General features: G+C 64.9%; 16 protein-coding genes. 6 read left to right on the top strand and 10 right to left on the bottom strand.

Translation table 11 applies throughout. The features are described 5' to 3' along the window. Positions 1 to 397: 397 nt before the first annotated feature. Genes ASG20_RS19970 through ASG20_RS15995 form a run of 3 tightly spaced genes read left to right on the top strand, consistent with a single transcriptional unit; the run spans position 398 to position 1,677 of the window. Positions 398 to 1,192 carry a thermonuclease family protein gene (locus ASG20_RS19970; RefSeq protein ID WP_236698789.1) on the top strand — a complete coding sequence of 265 codons (795 nt, stop codon included), beginning with the start codon at positions 398 to 400 and terminating at the stop codon, positions 1,190 to 1,192. A 37-nt stretch (positions 1,193 to 1,229) separates the two neighbouring features. After that, positions 1,230 to 1,403 (top strand): hypothetical protein, encoded by a 174-nt coding sequence (locus tag ASG20_RS19545; RefSeq protein WP_156364390.1) that lies wholly within the window; start codon positions 1,230 to 1,232, stop codon positions 1,401 to 1,403. Next, positions 1,393 to 1,677, top strand: a complete 285-nt coding sequence (locus ASG20_RS15995; RefSeq protein ID WP_056055106.1) for a type II toxin-antitoxin system RelE/ParE family toxin — start codon at positions 1,393 to 1,395, stop codon at positions 1,675 to 1,677. Before ASG20_RS19545 ends, ASG20_RS15995 begins: the two co-directional genes overlap by 11 nt. Positions 1,678 to 1,696: 19 nt before the next feature. Here the strand turns inward: ASG20_RS15995 and ASG20_RS16000 are convergent, their stop codons facing one another. From ASG20_RS16000 to ASG20_RS16020, 5 genes are all read right to left on the bottom strand, one after another. After that, entirely contained in the window at positions 1,697 to 1,972 is a 276-nt protein-coding gene (locus ASG20_RS16000) for a DUF2442 domain-containing protein (RefSeq protein ID WP_056055109.1), read from the bottom strand. 50 nt (positions 1,973 to 2,022) lie between these two features. Next, positions 2,023 to 2,265 carry a hypothetical protein gene (locus ASG20_RS16005; RefSeq protein WP_056055113.1) on the bottom strand — a complete coding sequence of 81 codons (243 nt, stop codon included), beginning with the start codon at positions 2,263 to 2,265 and terminating at the stop codon, positions 2,023 to 2,025. A gap of 161 nt (positions 2,266 to 2,426) precedes the next feature. Continuing rightward, the gene (locus ASG20_RS19805; RefSeq protein ID WP_156364392.1) at positions 2,427 to 3,098 is read right to left on the bottom strand and encodes a hypothetical protein; all 672 of its coding nucleotides are present in this window, start codon (positions 3,096 to 3,098) and stop codon (positions 2,427 to 2,429) included. Positions 3,099 to 3,186: 88 nt separating this feature from the next. Further along, entirely contained in the window at positions 3,187 to 4,242 is a 1,056-nt protein-coding gene (locus ASG20_RS16015) for a ribonucleotide-diphosphate reductase subunit beta (RefSeq protein WP_056055117.1), read from the bottom strand. Between the two features lie 60 nt (positions 4,243 to 4,302). Further along, complete coding sequence (locus tag ASG20_RS16020; protein WP_056055122.1) at positions 4,303 to 4,506, bottom strand: hypothetical protein; 204 nt, start codon at positions 4,504 to 4,506, stop codon at positions 4,303 to 4,305. Between the two features lie 56 nt (positions 4,507 to 4,562). Between ASG20_RS16020 and ASG20_RS16025 the strand changes: the two genes are divergently transcribed. Continuing rightward, the gene (locus tag ASG20_RS16025; protein ID WP_056055125.1) at positions 4,563 to 4,823 is read left to right on the top strand and encodes a DUF2171 domain-containing protein; all 261 of its coding nucleotides are present in this window, start codon (positions 4,563 to 4,565) and stop codon (positions 4,821 to 4,823) included. Between the two features lie 138 nt (positions 4,824 to 4,961). Here ASG20_RS16025 and ASG20_RS16030 read toward each other — a convergent pair whose 3' ends face one another. From ASG20_RS16030 to ASG20_RS16040, 3 genes are all read right to left on the bottom strand, one after another. Next, positions 4,962 to 6,881: a ribonucleoside-diphosphate reductase subunit alpha gene (locus ASG20_RS16030; RefSeq protein ID WP_056055128.1), complete on the bottom strand. Its 1,920-nt coding sequence runs from the start codon at positions 6,879 to 6,881 to the stop codon at positions 4,962 to 4,964. Between the two features lie 410 nt (positions 6,882 to 7,291). Continuing rightward, on the bottom strand, positions 7,292 to 8,008 hold the full coding sequence (locus tag ASG20_RS16035; protein WP_056055130.1) for a haloacid dehalogenase type II: 717 nt from the start codon (positions 8,006 to 8,008) through the stop codon (positions 7,292 to 7,294). Between the two features lie 225 nt (positions 8,009 to 8,233). Then, positions 8,234 to 10,885, bottom strand: a complete 2,652-nt coding sequence (locus ASG20_RS16040) for an EAL domain-containing protein (protein ID WP_056055133.1) — start codon at positions 10,883 to 10,885, stop codon at positions 8,234 to 8,236. 170 nt (positions 10,886 to 11,055) lie between these two features. Here ASG20_RS16040 and ASG20_RS16045 point away from each other — a divergent pair, with 170 nt between their 5' ends. After that, positions 11,056 to 12,195, top strand: coding sequence for a Gfo/Idh/MocA family protein (locus ASG20_RS16045; RefSeq protein ID WP_056055137.1), 1,140 nt, complete (start codon positions 11,056 to 11,058; stop codon positions 12,193 to 12,195). Between the two features lie 5 nt (positions 12,196 to 12,200). Then, complete coding sequence (locus ASG20_RS16050; RefSeq protein ID WP_056055141.1) at positions 12,201 to 12,785, top strand: 3'-5' exonuclease; 585 nt, start codon at positions 12,201 to 12,203, stop codon at positions 12,783 to 12,785. Positions 12,786 to 13,046: 261 nt separating this feature from the next. Here ASG20_RS16050 and ASG20_RS16055 read toward each other — a convergent pair whose 3' ends face one another. Together ASG20_RS16055 and ASG20_RS16060 are read right to left on the bottom strand one after the other, a co-directional pair. Further along, entirely contained in the window at positions 13,047 to 14,648 is a 1,602-nt protein-coding gene (locus ASG20_RS16055; protein ID WP_056055144.1) for an efflux transporter outer membrane subunit, read from the bottom strand. Then, complete coding sequence (locus ASG20_RS16060; RefSeq protein WP_056055147.1) at positions 14,645 to 17,923, bottom strand: efflux RND transporter permease subunit; 3,279 nt, start codon at positions 17,921 to 17,923, stop codon at positions 14,645 to 14,647. The genes ASG20_RS16055 and ASG20_RS16060 overlap by 4 nt, the downstream gene beginning before the upstream one ends.

Here is a 17,923-nt window from a genome sequence, read left to right on the forward strand (position 1 = left end):
TCGCACACTGGACGCGGATCCTTGCCAAGCGGATTCACGGGGGGCGCAAGACGTCATTTCCTAATCGCGACCGCACTTCCCTGATTTTCTCGTATCGTGCCCCCCGTGAAGCGTGGAGGCGGTTTCGCGATATGCCTCCCCCCGCGTTGGTGCCCGGCGGCTTCCCGCCTTGACGGGCGCTTTCGGCGAGCATGGCAAGGGGCCGGACGGGATGCTCGCGAAAAGCCATGAGGAGCGATCTCGGAAGGTGTGGCGGGAGCGGTTTGCCGTCGGTGACGGGCAGCGCGCGATGTTCACGATGCGTTCGCCTCGTTTCCGACTCCGCTCGGCGCAATGCGACGGGGGGTGAGGGTGACATCCTCGCGCGCGCGCGTACGCGCGACGGACGATGGAGTATGTGTTTGATTTCATGCGGTTGCTCAGTGGCGATCGTGGCGGTGCCACGCGCCGCGGCGGCTCGGGCCGCAGTGCCGCGCCGGGGGTGCTGCTGCAGCTTCGCCTGGTGTTCTACGGCGTGCTGCTCGGGCTTATGATGCCGGTGATCCGCCAGATCGACTGGTCGGCGCTGGTGCCGCCCGGATTGAAGATCGAATGGCCGACCGGGTTCGGCATCGCCTGGCCCGCCGGACATCTGCGTGTGCCGGGTGGCTGGAGCAAGGCTGCGGATGCGGCCAAGGCGGAGGCGTCGTCCGCTGCGGCGGCCGCTGCCGGCGCCGCGACCAATGCCGGGGCCGCCACCACCGCTACCGGAGCGCTCGCCACCGCGGCGGGCGTCGCCAGCGCGGCGTCGACCGTTGCGGCGGCGGCGTCCGCGCTGTCGGGCGGCAAGGCGGTCTCCGCGCGCTTCACGATCTGCGGGCACGCCAAGCGGATCGACTGCATGGTCGACGGCGACACGTTCTGGATGGCGGGCACCAAGATCCGCATCGCCGACATCGACACGCCGGAGACCCACCCGCCGCGCTGCGCCCGCGAAGCGCGGCTGGGGCAGGCGGCGACGGTGAAGATGCAGGCGCTGCTCAACGCCGGCCCCTTCACACTGGCCCCGATCAAGCGCGACGTCGACCGCTACGGGCGGAAGCTGCGTCTGGTGGAGCGGGATGGGGTGTCGCTGGGCGCGGTATTGGTCCGCCATGGACTCGCGCGCCGTTATGGTGGCGGCAAGCGCTCGCCTTGGTGTGGATGGAGTTAGGCTTACCGAAAAGCCGATATTGCGCTATGATCTTCCTATGGCCACGCACGTCGATGAATTCGAAAAGCTGGAAGCCGATCACGGTACGGTCGACCATGGCTATGAAAGCTGGAAGCGCGCGAAGATCGAGCGTGGCCTGAGGCAGGCGCAGGACCGGTCGTCGATGATCCCCGTCGAACAGGTGCTACGCGACCTGACGATTGATCGTTAACTTCACGCCGCAAGCGCGCGATGACCTTCGCGCTATCCGCGATTGGATCGCCGAAGATGACTCCAGAGCCGCGGAACGAGTGGTTGTGCGCATCGTCCAGACGGCGATGATGTTCGGGCAATTTCCGCTTTTGGGTCGTGCGGGGCAGGTCAGCGGAACGCGAGAGTTTTCGGTCGTCGGATTGCCGTATCTGATCGTGTATGCACTGACCGCCGATGGGGAGGTCGACGTGGTGACTGTGCTGCATACGCGTCGACGGTATCCTGCCGATTGAAGGACGGGGTCTTTCGGGGTCAGGTGGCGGAGAGGGCCTGTTCGTCCGTCAGACTCAGTCGGCGATGGAGGCTGTCGGCCGACAATTCGAACCCGTTGGGCCAAGCGAGCGCGCCGCCTTCGATGATGGCGCGGGCGAAGTAGTCTGGGTCGGAAAGAGGGCGCGTCATGACCGTGTCGCGTGCGATGAGATCGGCGGCCGACCAGAGCGCCGCAGCGCCATCCGAGAATACGAGCTGCAGGGCGTCGTCACCGACCGCGGCGAGGCGAACGAGTTTAATCATCGAGGTCTGCACCGGCGATCATCTCTAGCGGCAAAAGGTCTGCGCAGCCTTTGGCATGAAGCTCATGCTGCCTTCGCGGTGAGTTCGAGACCGAGCGCCTTGAGCGTTCGAATGACCGAGTCGAGCGCAATGTCGGGTTGGGGTGTGGGCTGTTCGGCGATGCCGCGGACGTTGGATATGTCGGCCAGCGCGGCGGCGATCAGTGCGGGGTCGCCGTCTTCGAAGACCGCTTCGAGATAGGCGAGGATTGCGGCATCGCTGTCGAGATGGTCGGTGGCGTTCCAGCCGATTGTTTCAAGGGCCATCAGTTAGACTCCCAAGCCTTGGCGATTTCGCGGGCATGCTGAATATCGCGCTTTGCCGGGATTTGTCACCTCCCGTCAGCGAGACGCTGGCGGGAGGTTGATCTGCAATGAGTAAACGACCGCGGCTGGACTATCCGCTGAACGTCCAATCCTCCAATTAATCAGTGGCTTTCTATCCGCCCTTTTTGGGAGGTGGCGGTGGCATTGTCGGGGCTGCCGATCTTGTGACGGAGCCCAGAGCTTTGTCCATGGAGAGGTTGGTCTGAAGCGGCGGCGGCGGCGGCGGCGGCGGCGGCGGCGGTGGCGGCGGCGGCGGTGGCGGTGGCGGCGGCGGCGGCGGTGGCGGCGGTGGCGGCGGCGGTGGCGGCGGCGGTGGCGGTGGTGGCGGCGGCGGTGGCGGCGGTGGCGGTGGCGGGATGTTGTTCGGCATTTCTTTTCGCTCCTGCTTCAAAAATTGCAAATGTGCTCAACGAAAGCAGGGAGGCGACAAATAAGGCGAAAGCCGCAACTTGCGATCGCCTTACGTTTTTATTTGAGGGCGCGTCCGCGAATTCGCTTATATATTTCCCATAAAAATCCTCAAGCGTTCTTTGCTGTTCTTGATAGGCCTTCGACGAAAAGAACTGTTCCGCAAGGCCGCAAAGTATCGCGAGCGTAAGAGAAATTATTGAAAAAGAAAATAGCGTTTTAGGCAGTCCAATTATATCGACTTTAGATTGCGTAATAAATCCGGCCATTAAAACGATTAGCGCAGATGAAAGCTGAATTATAGTTTTTATAAGGTTGTCTTCGGAATCCCGTCGCGCGGTTATCAAAATAGTTCGCTCGGCCATCATGACTTCGTAGCATTTGTCCTCATCGCAACCGTCGTTTGGATGAGGCGAAATCCGTGGCCGAGCAACCATTAAGTTATTCCTTGAGTTATTCAGCCGCGACCTGCGTATCGCTGAACATATCCCGAACCTCACTCAAGTCCACATTAGCAATCGGCCCCTTCTTCGCGGTCTGGCGCTTGTCGAACGAGTCCCAGACGTCGTTCCACTGGCCCTTGGTCGCGGCCTTCGAATATTCGGTCGCGCGCTGTTCGAAGAAGTTGGCGTGCTCGACGCCGTTGAGCATCGGGGCGAGCCAGGGCAGCGGGTGCTCGTCGATCATGTAGATCGGCTTCAGGCCGAGCTGAGTCATGCGCCAGTCGGCGATGAAGCGGATGTACTTCTTGATCTCCTTGGGAGTCATGCCGTTGACCGGGCCCATCTCGAAGGCGAGGTCGATGAAATTGTCCTCGAGGCGGATCGTCGTCTGGCAGACGTCGGCGATGTCGTCCTTGACCGCCTTGGTCAGGCACTGGCGCTCCTGACAGAAGGTGTGGAACATCTTGATGATGCCCTCGCAGTGCAGGCTCTCGTCGCGGATCGACCAGGTGACGATCTGGCCCATGCCCTTCATCTTGTTGAAGCGCGGGAAGTTCATCAGCATCGCGAACGAGGCGAACAGCTGCACGCCCTCGGTGAAGCCGCCGAACATGGCGAGCGTGCGGGCGATGTCCTCGTCGTTGTCGACGGTGAACTTCTGCATGTAGTCATGCTTTTCCTTCATCTCGGCATATTCGAGGAAGGCGCCGTACTCGCTCTCGGGCATGCCGATGGTGTCGAGCAGATGGCTGTAGGCGGCGATGTGGACCGTCTCCATGTTGCTGAACGAGGTCAGCATCATCTTGATCTCGGTCGGCTTGAACACGCGGCCGTACTTTTCGTGGTAGCAATCCTGCACCTCGACATCGGCCTGCGTGAAGAAGCGGAAGATCTGCGTGAGCAGGTTGCGCTCGTGATCGCTGAGCTTCTGCGCCCAGTCGCGGCAATCCTCGCCGAGCGGCACTTCCTCGGGGAGCCAGTGGAGCTGCTGCTGGCGCTTCCAGAACTCGAACGCCCAGGGGTATTCGAACGGCTTGTACTGCTTGGAGGCGTGAAGGAGGGACATGGTAGGCCTTTCGGGGAATTGGTTTTATATCGGGAAACTGGTGGGATCAGGTCGCGCGTTTCATGTCTCGGTGCTCCATTGCCACATCGCGGCGGCGGACATCGCTAGGACGATCGCGCCCGAGGTGAGCATGATGCCGATCATGCGGAACGCGTAGGTCTGCGGTTCGGAGATGGTCGGGCTGCGCAAACGAAGCAGCAGCGCGACGCCGACGATTCCGAGCACGCCCGCGACCACGAACATGATAGCTGAACCATACGTCATGCGACCAACTCGCCCGGCGCGCGTTCAGCACCCGAACCCCAAACAGGAGAACGACCATGGTCGATGCAACCAAGATCCAGGAACATGCCGAAGTCATCGGTGCGGACGGCGTCCATGTCGGCACCGTCGACAAGGTCGAAGGCAACCGCATCAAGCTGACCAAGAAGGACTCGGGCGCGCAGGTCGTCGAGGGCACGGGCAGCCATGAAGGGCATCATCACTTCATCTCGCTCGGGCTGGTTGCGGATATCGAGGACGGCAAGGTCCGGCTTTCCGCCAACGCCGACGTGGCGGTGACGTTCGAAGAAGAGGCCTGAACTCTTAGCGGCGCGTGCAGAACGCGCCGCCGAGTCTGCCCGAACCCCGGTCCGCTTCGCGCGGGCCGGGGTTTTTGCGTCAGGCGTCCCCCGGTCCGTATTTCACGGGCCGGGGTCACGCTTGAACGCCGAGAGGCCTTACTGGCAGGCAAGGCACTCATCGTAATCCTTCGACTCGACGTCGATCTGGCGCAGGTCGATCGTGTTGTCCGCCTCGACGCCGCCGGCGAAGCCCGCGCGCTGGACCGACTTCGAACGCAGGTAGTAGAGCGACTTGATGCCGAGCTCCCACGCGCGGAAGTGAAGCATGAGCAGATCCCACTTCTCGACGTCCGCCGGGATGAACAGGTTCAGCGACTGCGCCTGGTCGATGTACGGCGTACGATCCGCGGCGAGTTCGAGCAGCCAGCGCTGATCGATCTCGAAGCTCGTCTTGTAGCAGTCCTTTTCCTCGACCGAGAGGAAGTCGAGATGCTGGACCGAACCGCCCTGCTCGAGGATCGAGTTCCACACGGCGTCCGAGTTCTTCGACTTCTCGCTTAGCATCTTCTCGAGATACGGGTTCTTGATCGAGAAGCTGCCCGACAGCGTCTTGTGCGTGTAGATGTTCGCCGGGATCGGCTCGATGCACGCCGACGTGCCGCCGCAGATGATCGAGATCGACGCCGTGGGCGCGATCGCCATCTTGCAGCTGAACCGCTCCATCGCGCCGACATCGGCGGCATCGGGGCAGGGGCCGCGCTCGATCGCGAGCTGCATCGAGGCTTCGTTCGCCTGGCTGCTGATGTGCTTGAACATGCGCAGGTTCCACGACTTCGCCATCGCGCCCTCGAACGGGATGCCGCGCGCCTGGAGGAACGAGTGGAAGCCCATCACGCCGAGCCCGACCGAGCGTTCGCGGCCCGCGCTGTAGGCGGCACGCTCCATGCCGGGTTCGTGGCGATCGATGTAATCCTGCAGCACGTTGTCGAGGAAGCGCATGACGTCCTCGATCAGGCCCTTCTCGTCCTTCCACTGATCCCACGTCTCGAGGTTCAGCGACGACAGGCAGCAGACCGCGGTCCGCTCGTTGCCGAGGTGATCCTTGCCGGTCGGCAGCGTGATCTCGGAGCACAGGTTCGAGGTCGAGACCTTGAGGCCGAGTTCGCGGTGATGCTTCGGCATCGCCTTGTTCACGTGATCGGCGAAGACGATGTACGGCTCGCCGGTCTGGAGGCGCGTCTCGACGAGCTTCTGGAACAGCGAGCGCGCGTCGACGGTGGCGCGGATCGCCTGGTCCTTCGGCGAGCGGAGATGCCATTCCTCGCCGTTGCGGACGGCTTCCATGAAGTCGTCGGTGATCAGCACGCCGTGGTGGAGGTTCAGTGCCTTGCGGTTGAAATCGCCCGAGGGTTTGCGGATCTCGAGGAATTCCTCGATCTCGGGGTGCGAGACGTCGAGATAGACCGCGGCCGAGCCACGGCGGAGCGAGCCCTGCGAGATGGCGAGCGTCAGCGAATCCATGACGCGGACGAACGGGATGATGCCGCTGGTCTTGCCGTTGAGGCCGACCGGCTCGCCGATGCCGCGGACGTTGCCCCAATAGGTGCCGATGCCGCCGCCGCGCGAGGCGAGCCAGACATTCTCGTTCCAGGTGTCGACGATGCCGCCGAGGCTGTCGGGGACCGAGTTGAGGTAGCACGAGATCGGCAGGCCGCGGCCGGTGCCGCCGTTCGACAGAACGGGGGTGGCGGGCATGAACCAGAGCTTCGAGATCGCGTCGTAGAGACGCTGTGCGTGACCGGCGTCATCGGCGTAGGCCGACGCAACGCGGACGAACAGGTCCTGATAGCTTTCGCCCGGGAGCAGGTAGCGATCCTTGAGCGTGTCCTTGCCGAATTCGGTCAGCAGCGCGTCGCGGCTGTGATCGACCTCGACCGGGTAGATCTGCGCGCGCACGGAGTGGCTGTCCTGCGCCTGGCGCGGGGCCTTCGGAGCCTCGGCTTCAGGCGTTGCGATGGTCTGTTCGATCGTGTTCGTGGTCATGTCGCTATCCCGGCTGCTGTCTCTGAAATCCATCGAAACCGCTCCTAGTGTTCTGTATTCGTTCGAATCGGCGTCATGTCACCATGCTACCATCGGACGGCCCCTAACGGGAGAACAAAAAGTGACCATCGCGGCGGTGGAAGGCGCGCTTACGGTCATATCGCATATGACTATGCGAGGGTTGTTCTACCAGCGATTGGGTCCGCCCCCGAACGCAACCCCAAGAGATTGTGCCAAAGCGCGAAGAGACGCAAGGGGGTGCGGGGATGGTCGGGGGCTCGGTTCGTCGTGTTCGGGTGCGGGTTGGGCGAGCGGGATATTCGCGACGCGTGGACTTCTGCGGGGTTCGCGAAGCGCAAGGGGGCGAAGCGGGAACGAAAATTTATTTAGAGCGGAAAGATGGCAAATGTTGCTCGCGGGATCTGCGCGCGCTGTCTGAGGCTCTAGGCTCCGACGAGGCGGTCGGCGAGCGCTGTAATGCTGGTGGCGGCATGATCCCAGTCCTGTGCCTGATCCGCGTCGGGTGCGGGGCGGCCGCCATATTCCATCGGCCGATCGATATACGCGGTCACCAACCCGCAGGCGCGCGCTGCGGCGAGGTCGCTGTGATGCGCGGCGACGAGGCAGAGTTCACCGGGATCGAGGCCGAGCAAGCGCGCGGTGGCCAGGTAGGCTTCGGGTAGCGGCTTGTAGACGCGGCTGACCTCGGCGCCGAGGATCGCATCCCAGGGGAGCGCCGCACGCCGCGCCATCTCGACCATCAGCGCGATGTTGCCGTTGCTGAGCGTGACGATCGGAAACCGCGTCTTGAGGCGGGTCAGGCCCTCGACCGAGTCAGGCCACGGATCGAGCCGGTGCCAGGCCTTGGTCAGATGCACCAGTGTCGCCTCGTCGATCGTTGTCGGATCGATCGCGTACTCACTCAGCAGATCCTCGAGCGCCTCTCGGTGGAGCGTGTCGAGGATGACGAACGGTCGCCGCCCGCTGCGGACCTGTTCGAGCGCTGGCTGATAGCGATGCCGCCAGCCGTCCGCGAAGCGATGCGGGTCGATATCGGATCGGCCGAGAGCTGCCAGAACTGGGCCTGCATCGCGCGCGATCCCCGAACGCCAGTCGACCACCGTGCCGAACACGTCGAAGGCCAAGGCTTTGATCGGCATGGGCAATCTCCTTCGGCACCTGTACCGTTCGACCCTGTATCCGTCATTCCCGTGCAGGCGGGAACCCATACGGGCATGCCTCGCGGTTAAAATGCTGGCGCTACAGAATATGGGTTCCCGCCTCCGCGGGGATGACGATGGGTTACATATCCGACGGCGACCGGCGCCGTTTCCTTCAAGGCATATGGGGCACCCGCAGTTCCGCCTTCGGGTTGCGCGGCCGGCTTACCCTGTCCGGCGCAGACGGAAGCCCTGCGTCTGGTTCAGCTTCGCGAGATTGAATGCTTCGTGAAACTCGATCCCGGCCTTGCCGTTATGCGCCCAGCGGATCCGGGCGGGCACCATCTGATCCTCGACCAGTTCGATCAGCATCTCGAGACCGTCGGGATCGCCATCGACCGCGATGCCGTCGATCATCGCGCCAGAGGTCGAGATATCGCGGATGCGGACGTCGCCGCGGACGCCGTCGATCAGGATGCCGGCCGAGCGCAGCATCTTGGTCCGCGGCGCGCGACTGACCTTGAAGCCGCTCGGGGTGGCGATTCCGTTTTCCGCGGCCAACTGGAGCAACGCGTCCTCGGCGCTGACCGGGCGGCCATAGACATAGCCCTGGATATGGCTGCACCCGAGGTCTCGGATCAGATCGATCTCGTCCTGGATCTCGACGCCTTCCGCCGTCGTCTCCATGCCGAGCGTGTCGGCGAGCGTGACGATCGCCTTGATGATCGCGGCGTTGCGATTGCCGGGTTCGGCGGCGCCCTTCACGAACGACTGGTCGATCTTGATCTTGTCGAAGGGCGCGTTGCGCAGGTAGCCGAGCGACGAATAGCCGGTGCCGAAATCGTCGAGCGCAAGCCGGACGCCGATCCCCTTCAGCGACTTGAACATCTGTTCGGATGAACTGGTCTCGTCGAGGAAGACGCCCTCGGTGATCTCGAGTTCGAGGCGGTTGGCGGATATCCCCGACCGGGCGAGCGCACTGGTGACGAGCGCGGGCAGGATCGGGTTGGCGAACTGGATCGGCGACACGTTGACCGCGACGCGTATGGCGTCGGGCCAGCGTGCGGCCTCGATACAGGCGGTGCGCAGCACCCATTCGCCGATCGCCTCGATCAGCCCGCACTCCTCGGCGACCGGTATGAAATCGGCGGGGGAGACCAGGCCGCGGGTCGGATGGTTCCAGCGGATGAGCGCCTCGTAACCGACCACCCGGGTCGTCTTCGTGTTGACGACGGGCTGGTAACAGAGGTGGAACGCGCCGGTCGCGACGGCGGTGCGCAGATCGTCTTCGAGCAGTTTGCGCGTCTTGGCGCCCGCGAGCATGTCGTCCGAAAAGAAGCGATGGACGCCGCGGCCGTCGGCCTTGGCGGCATACAATGCCAGATCGGCATTGCGGACGAGCGTTTCGGTATCGTTGCCATCGCCGGGTGCGATCGCGATGCCGATCGAGCATCCGATCGTGACGGCGGTGCCGGCAACCGAATAGGGCTGCGACAAGGACGCGATCAGGTCGCGCGCCAATGCCGCCAACGTGTCGCGATTGTCCATGCTGGGCAGCACGACCTCGAACTCGTCGCCGCCCAGACGCCCGACCAGACCGGCATCGCCGACCCCGCGCTGGAGCCGTTGCGCGACCAGCTTGAGCAGCGCGTCGCCGGCCTGATGACCCAGCGTGTCGTTGACAGCCTTGAACCGATCGAGATCGATCAGCAGCAGCGACGTGGCGCGGTACGGCCCGGCCAGCTGCGCCAGCGTCTTGTCGAGCGACAGCCGCATCCGCTGGCGATTGGCGAGCCCGGTCAAGCCGTCGAACAGCGCGAGCCGCGTGATCTCGGCTTCGGACCTGCGCTTTTCGGTGAGGTCGCTGCCCGAGCCGATGAACCCCTGGAAGCGGCCGAGTTCGTCGACCACCGGGCGTCCCGAAATCGACCACCATTGCTCGCCGTCCGAGGTCGCCGAACGCACCGAATAGTCGGAGAACGAGGTTCGCGATGCGATGTGGAACGCCAGCGTGCGTTCGGTGCCGGGGGCATCGCTGTCCATCTTGAACAACCCGGTGAGCGGCTGGCCGATCGCGCCGCCGGCAAGACCCAGATCGTCGACGACCTTGGCCGACAGATAGGTGATCTTGCCCTGGCGGTCGGCTTCCCAGAACCAGCCGGTGCCTTCGCCCTCGAACTCGGCGATCATCCGGACCGCGAGATCGCCGGCGCTGGCCTGTTCGGCGCGATCGAGTTCGCGATCATGGTCGACCTGTGCAAGCTTGCGGGTGACGATCGTGAGACCGACGAGGCCCAGCAGCGCCATGACGAGCGCAACGCCCGGCCCGGTCAGCGCCGCCACCGCGAGGACCGCGCCGACACCGAAGCCGAGGGTCGCCGCGCGAACCGCGTGAATGCTCACCGCGGAGACGAGGATCGTCCCGGCGACCGCGGTGAAACAGGCGATCTGAAGCGGGCCTGACGGCATCCGCATGGTGGTCCAGAGCAGCGACGCCAGCAGCGCCGACATCGCGACGACGCCGAGCGTGATCATCCGGTTGCGCCGGAACGGGCGCCATCGCCGCAGCGCCGGAACGCGCAGCACGCACAATAGCGCGACCGACACCGTAGCGACGACCGCCACGTGGATCCCGACGAGGGAAGCGAACGCGGCCAACCCGGCGCCGGCGGGTGCGCAGACGCAGGTGGCGATCAGGATCGCGCCCGCGACCACCTGCGTCGCCAGCGTATACGGCCACACTGCGGCGACCTGATCGATCTTGCGATCCTGCAATGCGGCGATCTGTTCGCGCGTCTCCTCCGCCAGACCGAACAGCGCGGTCGCAGGTGCTCGATCTCGAGCGCGGCGATCGGCAACGGGGAGGGGAGCATACATAGCCCCGGTATGGCGTGGATACCTTGCCGAGATGGTCTGCGATCTAGGTTAACGAACCATTCGCGATCGGCGCCGGACCGCCGCCAACTGTATGCCGATGTGAGGGCCATGGGATAGCTATCGCGGCTGCCGCGTTGAGCGGGGGACTCCCAGCATCACGAGGTATCCCCATGACTACGGTTTCGACGATCGCGTCCGCACTCGGTCTCGGCAAGAAGAAGGTCCGTTATGCGATCGTCGGGCTCGGCGATATCTCGCAGGCGTCGATGATGCCCGGCGTCGCGCATACCGGCAATTCGGAGATCACCGCGCTCGTCACCGACGATCCGGAGAAGGCGCGGGAGCTGGCCAAGATGTACGGCATCGATGCGACCTATCGCTACGACCAGTTCGACGAGCTGCTTGCCTCGGGGCTGATCGATGCGGTCTATCTCGGGACGCCGAACTGGCGGCATGCCGAGTTCGCGATCCCTGCGCTGAAGGCGGGAATCCACGTGCTCTCGGAAAAGCCGTTGGAGATTTCGGTCGAGAAGGCCGAGGCGATTCGTGACGCCGAGCGTGCATCGTCGGCCAAGCTGATGACCGCGTACCGGCTGCATTTCGAGCCGTCGACGCTCGATGCGATCCGCCGCGTCCGGGCCGGTGAACTGGGCGAGCTGATCGCATTCACTTCGTGCTTCACACAGAAGGTCGATCCGGCCAACCACCGCGTGAAGAACGGCGTCATCGCCGGGCCGCTGTTCGACATGGCGCCGTACCCGATCAATGCGACGCGCTATCTGTTCGGCGCCGAGCCGACCGAAGTGGTCTCGGCGGTCGCGACGCGGCATCCCGACCTGGGGCTGGGCGATCTAGACGACACGTTCGCGGTGACGTTGCGCTTTCCGGGCGACCGCCTCGCGCAGTTCACCGTCTCCTACGCGGCCAACAACGTAGACAGCCTGACGATCTCGGGCACCAAGGGCAGCATCCACATGGACCCTGCGTACGGCTTTGGCGACGCGATGGAACAGCGCGTGACGATCGGCGAGAAGAAGAGCCATGAGAGCTTCAAGCCGACCGACCAGTTCGGCGGCGAGATGCGCTACTTCTCCGATTGCATCCTCGAAGATCGCGATCCCGAGCCCGATGCGGAGGAGGGGCTTGCCGATCTTCGCGTGATCGAGGGCGTGCTGGAGGCGTTGAAGACGCGCGGGCCGGTGACGTTGCCGCCGTTCGTGCGCTCGCGCCGGATTTCGGCGGATCAGGAGCAGACCTTGTCGCCGATTAAGGAGCCCGAGCTCGTCAACGCCGCCAGCCCGACCGGCTGAGCGCGATGCTCGTCTTCCTCGATTTCGAAGCGTCGTCGCTGGGGAAGAAGAGCTATCCGATCGAGGTGGCGTGGGTGTTCGAGGACGGGTCGTCGGAGAGCCACCTGATCAAGCCTGCGCCGGAATGGACCGACTGGGACCCGGCGGCGCAGGCTATTCACGGGATCGAGCGACGGGTTTTGGAGGAGGAGGGCGAGGATCATGGCATCGTGGCGGCGCGGATGGTCGAGGTGCTGGTCGGCCACGATCTGCTGGCGAGCGCGCCGTCCTGGGATGGGAAGTGGCTGAGCACGCTGTTGCGTGCCGGCGGCCAGCCCCGGCGTGTGCTGCGGTTGCGCGATAGCGACGAGGCGCAACTGGAGGCGGCGCGGGCGTGTCTTTCGGGTGTCGAGCCGGCGGCGGTGCGCGAGGCTCTGACGCGCGAGGTGGTCGGCGTGGTGTCGCAGCGGCGGAACGGGCGGGTGCCGGATCACCGGGCGCTGGCCGATGCTATTGAGGAGCGAGAGCAGTGGCTGGAGGTGCAGGCTGAGGCTTCGCGGCGGGCGGGGTTATGGGTTTCGCCGGACGCCGAAGCGCTAAATGCAACCTAACGCTTGTTTCCCCGCGAAGGCGGGGACCCAGACTGGGCTCCCGCCTTCGCGGGAGAACAAGGAGGCGGTTGCCACGATTATCAGGACCATTACGCCACCCCGGCGAAGGCCGGGGCCCTGTTGGGGGACGTTGCTAACGAAGCGCGGTCCGTCGTTACTGCGACCTTTCCAACTGGGCCCCGGCCTCCACCGGGGAGGTGGCAGTTGGCCGACGGCAACGAGGCCCGACGGGCGCCGGTACCTCTACGCGATACCCTTGCGTCAATTCGTCTCCGCGCGCGGTGCGCCGCTCATCGTTACCGGTTGCGGTCCGCCGGCGGTGGTTTCCAGCGTCGAGTCCCCGCCAAGCACCCGGTAGAGCGTCACGCGGTTGCTCGCACCGACGAGCTGCGTCGCGACGAGGTTTCGCTGCGCGGTGTAGAGCGAGCGTTGCGCGTCGAGCGAGTTGAGGAAGGTGTCGATCCCGCCGCGATAGCGCGCATCCGACAGTCGGTAGGTGTCTAGGGCCGCTTCGGAGAAATTCTGGTTCGCCTTCAGCTGGTCGGCGATCGTGCCCTGCCTGGCCAGTGCGTCGGCGGTCTCCTGGAACGCGGTCTGGATCGTCTTCTCGTAGGTCGCGAGCGCGGCGTCGCGTTGCGCCTTCGAATAGGCGACACCGGCGATCCCGGCACCGGCGCGGAAGATCGGATAGCTGACCGAGGGCGCCACCGAATAATTGAACGCGCCGCCGCTGAACAGCGAGGTCAGCGACGTGCTGGCGAACCCGAGGATGCCGGTCAGTGAGATCTTCGGGAACAGTTCCGCGCGCGCTGCGCCGATCTCGGCGTTGGTGGCGCGGAGTTCGTACTCGGACTCGACGACGTCGGGACGGCGCAGGAGAATGCTGCTGTCGAGCCCGGCCGGCAGCGTGGCGACGGTCGGTAGCGCCTGTTCGATCGAGGCGGGCAACAGCGTGGCGTCGACCGGTGCGCCGACGAGCAGTTGCAACGCGTTGACGTCCTGCGCGAGCGCGGTGCGCTGTTGGGCGAGGTCGGATTGCGCGGTGAACAGGATCTGTTGCGCCTGGCGGAGATCGGTGCGCGGCGCGACACCGCCGCGCAGCCGCGCGTTGGTCAGCGTGACGCTGCGCTGCGAACTCGCCACCGTATCCTGCGCGATCTTGAGCAGGCTCTGGTCCGACGCGTAGGTTAGCCACGCGTCGGCGATGTCGCCGACCAGCGTCAGGCGCGTGGCGCGCGCGGCGGCTTCGGTCGCGAAATAGCGATCGAGCGCGGCGCTGGTGAGCGAGCGGATGCGGCCGAACAGGTCGAGCTCGAACGCGGTCGTGCCGAGGTCGACCGAGAAGGCGCTGTTCGAGCTCGACGAGCTGACGACCGATCCGGTGCCGGTGCCGGTGCCGGTGCCTGTACCGCCCGCACCAGTACCGGTTCCCGTATTGCCGGTTACCGTTCCAGTTCCAGTTCCAGTTCCAGTGCCTGTGCCACCACCCGTGCCGCTCGTAACGGTGTTGCGCGTACCTCTGCCGCCGCCCGAATAACTGTAGCGGCCGCTTGCATCGACCTGCGGCAACAGGTCGGCGCGCTGGATGCGGTACTGCGCGCGGGTCGACGCGATGTTGGCGGCGGCGACGCGGAGATCGCGGTTGTTGGCGAGCGCCTGGACGATGATCTGCTGGAGCCGCGGATCCTTGAAGACGTCGCGGTAGGTGATCGCGGGCAGCGTCGCCTCGGACTGGCGCAGATACGCGTCGCCGACCGGGAGCGACGGCGGCACGGGGAGTTCGGTCCGCGCGTATTTGGGCGCGAGCGAGCAGCCGGCGAGCGCGGTCGAGGCGGCGAGGATCAGGATTAGCGAGCGCATCATGCGGGCTCCGGCCGGTTAGGGCCCTGTGGTTCGGGCGGGCCCAATGGTTCGTTGTGATCGCCATCGGATCCGTGGCCGTCATGGCCCTGGAAGCCGGTCGGCTTGCCACGCAGCTTGGCGATGCCGTCGCGCGCGCCGCGGCGGACGAGGACGAAGAACAGCGGGATGTAGAAAATGGCCAGGATCGTCGCGGTCAGCATGCCGCCGACCACGGCCGTCCCGATCGCGATGCGGCTGTTCGCGCCCGCACCGGTCGACAGCGCCAAGGGCAACACACCGAGGATGAACGCGAACGACGTCATCAGGATCGGGCGCAACCGGATCTTCGCCGCGGACAGTGCCGCCTCGATGACGCGCTTGCCCTTCTTTTCCTCCTGCTCGGCGAACTCGATCATCAGGATCGCGTTCTTCGCGGCCAGACCCATCGTCGTCAGCAGACCGATCTGGAGATAGACGTCGTTGATGAGGCCCCTCAGCGTCACCGCGAGGATCGCGCCGACGAGGCCGAGCGGGATCACGAGCAGCACCGCGATCGGGATCGACCAGCTTTCGTACAGCGCGGCGAGGCACAGGAACACGACCAGTAGCGACAGGCCATAGAGGAACGGCGCCTGGCCCGAGGACAGGCGTTCCTGATACGACAGGCCGGACCAGGCGATCGAGGTCCCCGGAATCTGGCCGGCGAGCTGCGCGATCTTCTCCATCGCGTCGCCGGAGCTGACGCCGGGCGCGCCCGAGCCCTGGATCTCGTACGAAGCGATGCCGTTGAAGCGCGACATCGTCGTCGGTGCCTGGCCCCAACTCGTCTTCGCGAACGACGAGAACGGCGCCATCTGGCCGTTCGAACCGCGCACGAACCATTGGCTCAGGTCGGAGGGCTGCGCGCGGAACTGGGCGTCGCCCTGGACATAGACGCGCTTCACGCGGCCGCGGTCGATGAAGTCGTTGACGTACTGGCCACCCCAGGCGGTCGACAGCGTCGAGTTCACGTTCGCCTGAGTCAGGCCGAGCGTCGATAGCTTCTGCTGATTGGTATCGACGTGGAGCGTGGCGACATCGGGCAGTTCGGTGAGGCGGATCGCGGTGAGCGACGAATCCGCTCGGGCAAGCGCGAGCAGCTTGTCGCGCGCGGCGTTGAATTCGGTCTGGCTGAGGCTGCCGCTGTTCTGCAACTCCATCGTGAAGCCGTTCGACGAACCGAGGCCGCGCACCGCCGGGGGCACGAGCGAATAGACCTGCGCGTCACGGAAGCCGGCAAAGGCCTTCGACGCGCGACCGGTGATCGCGTCGGCGGTGTTTTCCTTGCCCTTGCGGTCGTCCCACGGTGCGAACGCGATGAAGCCCTGGCCGGTGTTCTGGCCGCTCGCGCCGCCACCGCCGCCGCCGCTGACGGTGAACATCGTGGCGACGTTGGCCTTCTCGTTGGTGTAGTAATATTGCTCGATCTGCTTCTGCAACGCGAAGGTGCGGCCTTGCGTGGCGCCCGCGGGAAGCTGGAACTGGACGATGCCCGAGCCCTGGTCCTCGGTCGGCAGGAAGCCTGTCGGCAGTCGCAGGAACAGCACCGCGAGCACCGCGACGATCACCGCGTAAATGAGCAGGAACAACCACTTGCGGTCGATCACCGACTGCACGGCATTGGTGTATTTCTGCGTGCCCTTCTCGAACCCGCTGTTGAACTTGTCGCCCGCGCGCGTGAAAAAGTGCGCGACCTTGGGGAATTCACGTTCGCCCCAGCTCTTCTCGGTATTGCCGTCCGCGTCCTTCTTCTTCTGCTTGAGCAACGTCGCGGTGAGAGCGGGCGAGAGGATCAGCGCGACCAGCACCGACAGGACCATCGCCGACACCATCGTCAGCGAGAACTGGCGGTAGATCACGCCGGTCGAGCCGCCGAAGAACGCCATCGGCAGGAACACCGCCGACAGCACCAGCGCGATCGCGACCAGCGCGACGGTGATCTCGTTCATCGACTCGATCGTCGCCTCCCGAGGCGTCATCTCGGGATTTTCCTCCATCAGGCGCTCGACGTTCTCGACCACGACGATCGCGTCGTCGACCAGCAGGCCGATCGCGAGCACGAGCCCGAACAGCGTCAACGTGTTGATCGAGAAGCCCGCGAGATAGAACACGCCGAACGTGCCGAGCAGCACGACCGGGACCGCGATCGTCGGGATCAGCGTCGCGCGCCAGCTTTGCAGGAACACGAACATGACGATGACGACGAGAATGACGGCCTCGATCAGCGTCTTGACGACCTCGTCGATCGACAGCTTGATGAAGTCCGTCGTGTCGTTGGCGTAGGCGAACTTCAGGCCGGGTGGGAAGCTCTTGGCGGACTTGGCGACGAACGCCTTGACCAGCTCGGCGGTCTTGAGCGCGTCGGCGCCTGGTGCGAGCAGCACGGCGATACCGGCGCCGGGATGCGCGTTGACGCGGCTGCGCGCGTTGTAGTTCTCGGCACCCAGCTCGATCCGGGCGACGTCACGCAGCTTGACCACGGCGCTGTCGTTGGTCGTCTTCAGGATGATGTTGGCGAACTGCTCGGGCGTCTGGAGGCGCGACTGTGCGGTGACGGTCGCGTTGAGCATCTGCGTGTCGGGCTGAGGTTGCCCGCCGAGTTCGCCGGCGGCGACTTCGGTGTTCTGCGCCTGGATCGCGGCGGTCACGTCGCTCGGGATCAGCTGGTAGCTCGCCAGCTTGTTCGGGTTCAGCCAGATCCGCATCGCGTATTGCGCGCCGAACACGTTGCTGTCGCCGATGCCCGGAATACGGCCGAGCGGGTCCTGCAGGTTGGAGACGAGATAGTCGGAGACGTCCTGGTTGGTCAGCTTGTCGGTCTCGTCGTAGACGCCGACGATCAGGAGGTTGTCCGGGTTCGATTTGCGGACCACGAGGCCCTGCTGCTGCACCTGCGTGGGGAGGCGGGAGAGCGTCTGCTGGACCTGGTTCTGGACCTGGACCTGCGCGATGTCGGGATCGGTGCCCTTCTCGAACGTCACGGTGATCGTCACCGAGCCGCGCGACGACGAGGACGAGCTGAAGTAGATCAGCCCGTCGATGCCGGTCAGCGATTGCTCGACGACCTGCGTGACGCTGTTCTGGATGGTCTGTGCGTTGGCACCCGGGAAGGTCGCGCGGACGGTCACCTGCGGCGGTGCGACGTCGGGGTACTGCGCGATCGGCAGGCTCATGATCGCGCCGATGCCGCCAAGCATCACGATGATCGCGAGCACCCAGGCGAAGATCGGGCGATCGATGAAGACACGGGACAACAT

This window comes from Sphingomonas sp. Leaf198 (assembly GCF_001424005.1).
Classification (GTDB): domain Bacteria; phylum Pseudomonadota; class Alphaproteobacteria; order Sphingomonadales; family Sphingomonadaceae; genus Sphingomonas.

Excerpts from the sequence above, each read along its gene's own strand:
- ASG20_RS19545 (WP_156364390.1), top strand. The coding sequence starts at position 1,230 with ATGGCCACGCACGTCGATGAATTCGAAAAGCTGGAAGCCGATCACGGT.
- ASG20_RS16005 (WP_056055113.1), bottom strand. The coding sequence starts at position 2,265 with ATGGCCCTTGAAACAATCGGCTGGAACGCCACCGACCATCTCGACAGC.
- ASG20_RS19805 (WP_156364392.1), bottom strand. The coding sequence starts at position 3,098 with ATGGCCGAGCGAACTATTTTGATAACCGCGCGACGGGATTCCGAAGAC.
- ASG20_RS16015 (WP_056055117.1), bottom strand. The coding sequence starts at position 4,242 with ATGTCCCTCCTTCACGCCTCCAAGCAGTACAAGCCGTTCGAATACCCC.
- ASG20_RS16020 (WP_056055122.1), bottom strand. The coding sequence starts at position 4,506 with ATGACGTATGGTTCAGCTATCATGTTCGTGGTCGCGGGCGTGCTCGGA.
- ASG20_RS16025 (WP_056055125.1), top strand. The coding sequence starts at position 4,563 with ATGGTCGATGCAACCAAGATCCAGGAACATGCCGAAGTCATCGGTGCG.
- ASG20_RS16030 (WP_056055128.1), bottom strand. The coding sequence starts at position 6,881 with ATGGATTTCAGAGACAGCAGCCGGGATAGCGACATGACCACGAACACG.
- ASG20_RS16035 (WP_056055130.1), bottom strand. The coding sequence starts at position 8,008 with ATGCCGATCAAAGCCTTGGCCTTCGACGTGTTCGGCACGGTGGTCGAC.
- ASG20_RS16040 (WP_056055133.1), bottom strand. The coding sequence starts at position 10,885 with ATGTATGCTCCCCTCCCCGTTGCCGATCGCCGCGCTCGAGATCGAGCA.
- ASG20_RS16045 (WP_056055137.1), top strand. The coding sequence starts at position 11,056 with ATGACTACGGTTTCGACGATCGCGTCCGCACTCGGTCTCGGCAAGAAG.
- ASG20_RS16050 (WP_056055141.1), top strand. The coding sequence starts at position 12,201 with ATGCTCGTCTTCCTCGATTTCGAAGCGTCGTCGCTGGGGAAGAAGAGC.
- ASG20_RS16055 (WP_056055144.1), bottom strand. The coding sequence starts at position 14,648 with ATGATGCGCTCGCTAATCCTGATCCTCGCCGCCTCGACCGCGCTCGCC.
- ASG20_RS16060 (WP_056055147.1), bottom strand. The coding sequence starts at position 17,923 with ATGTTGTCCCGTGTCTTCATCGATCGCCCGATCTTCGCCTGGGTGCTC.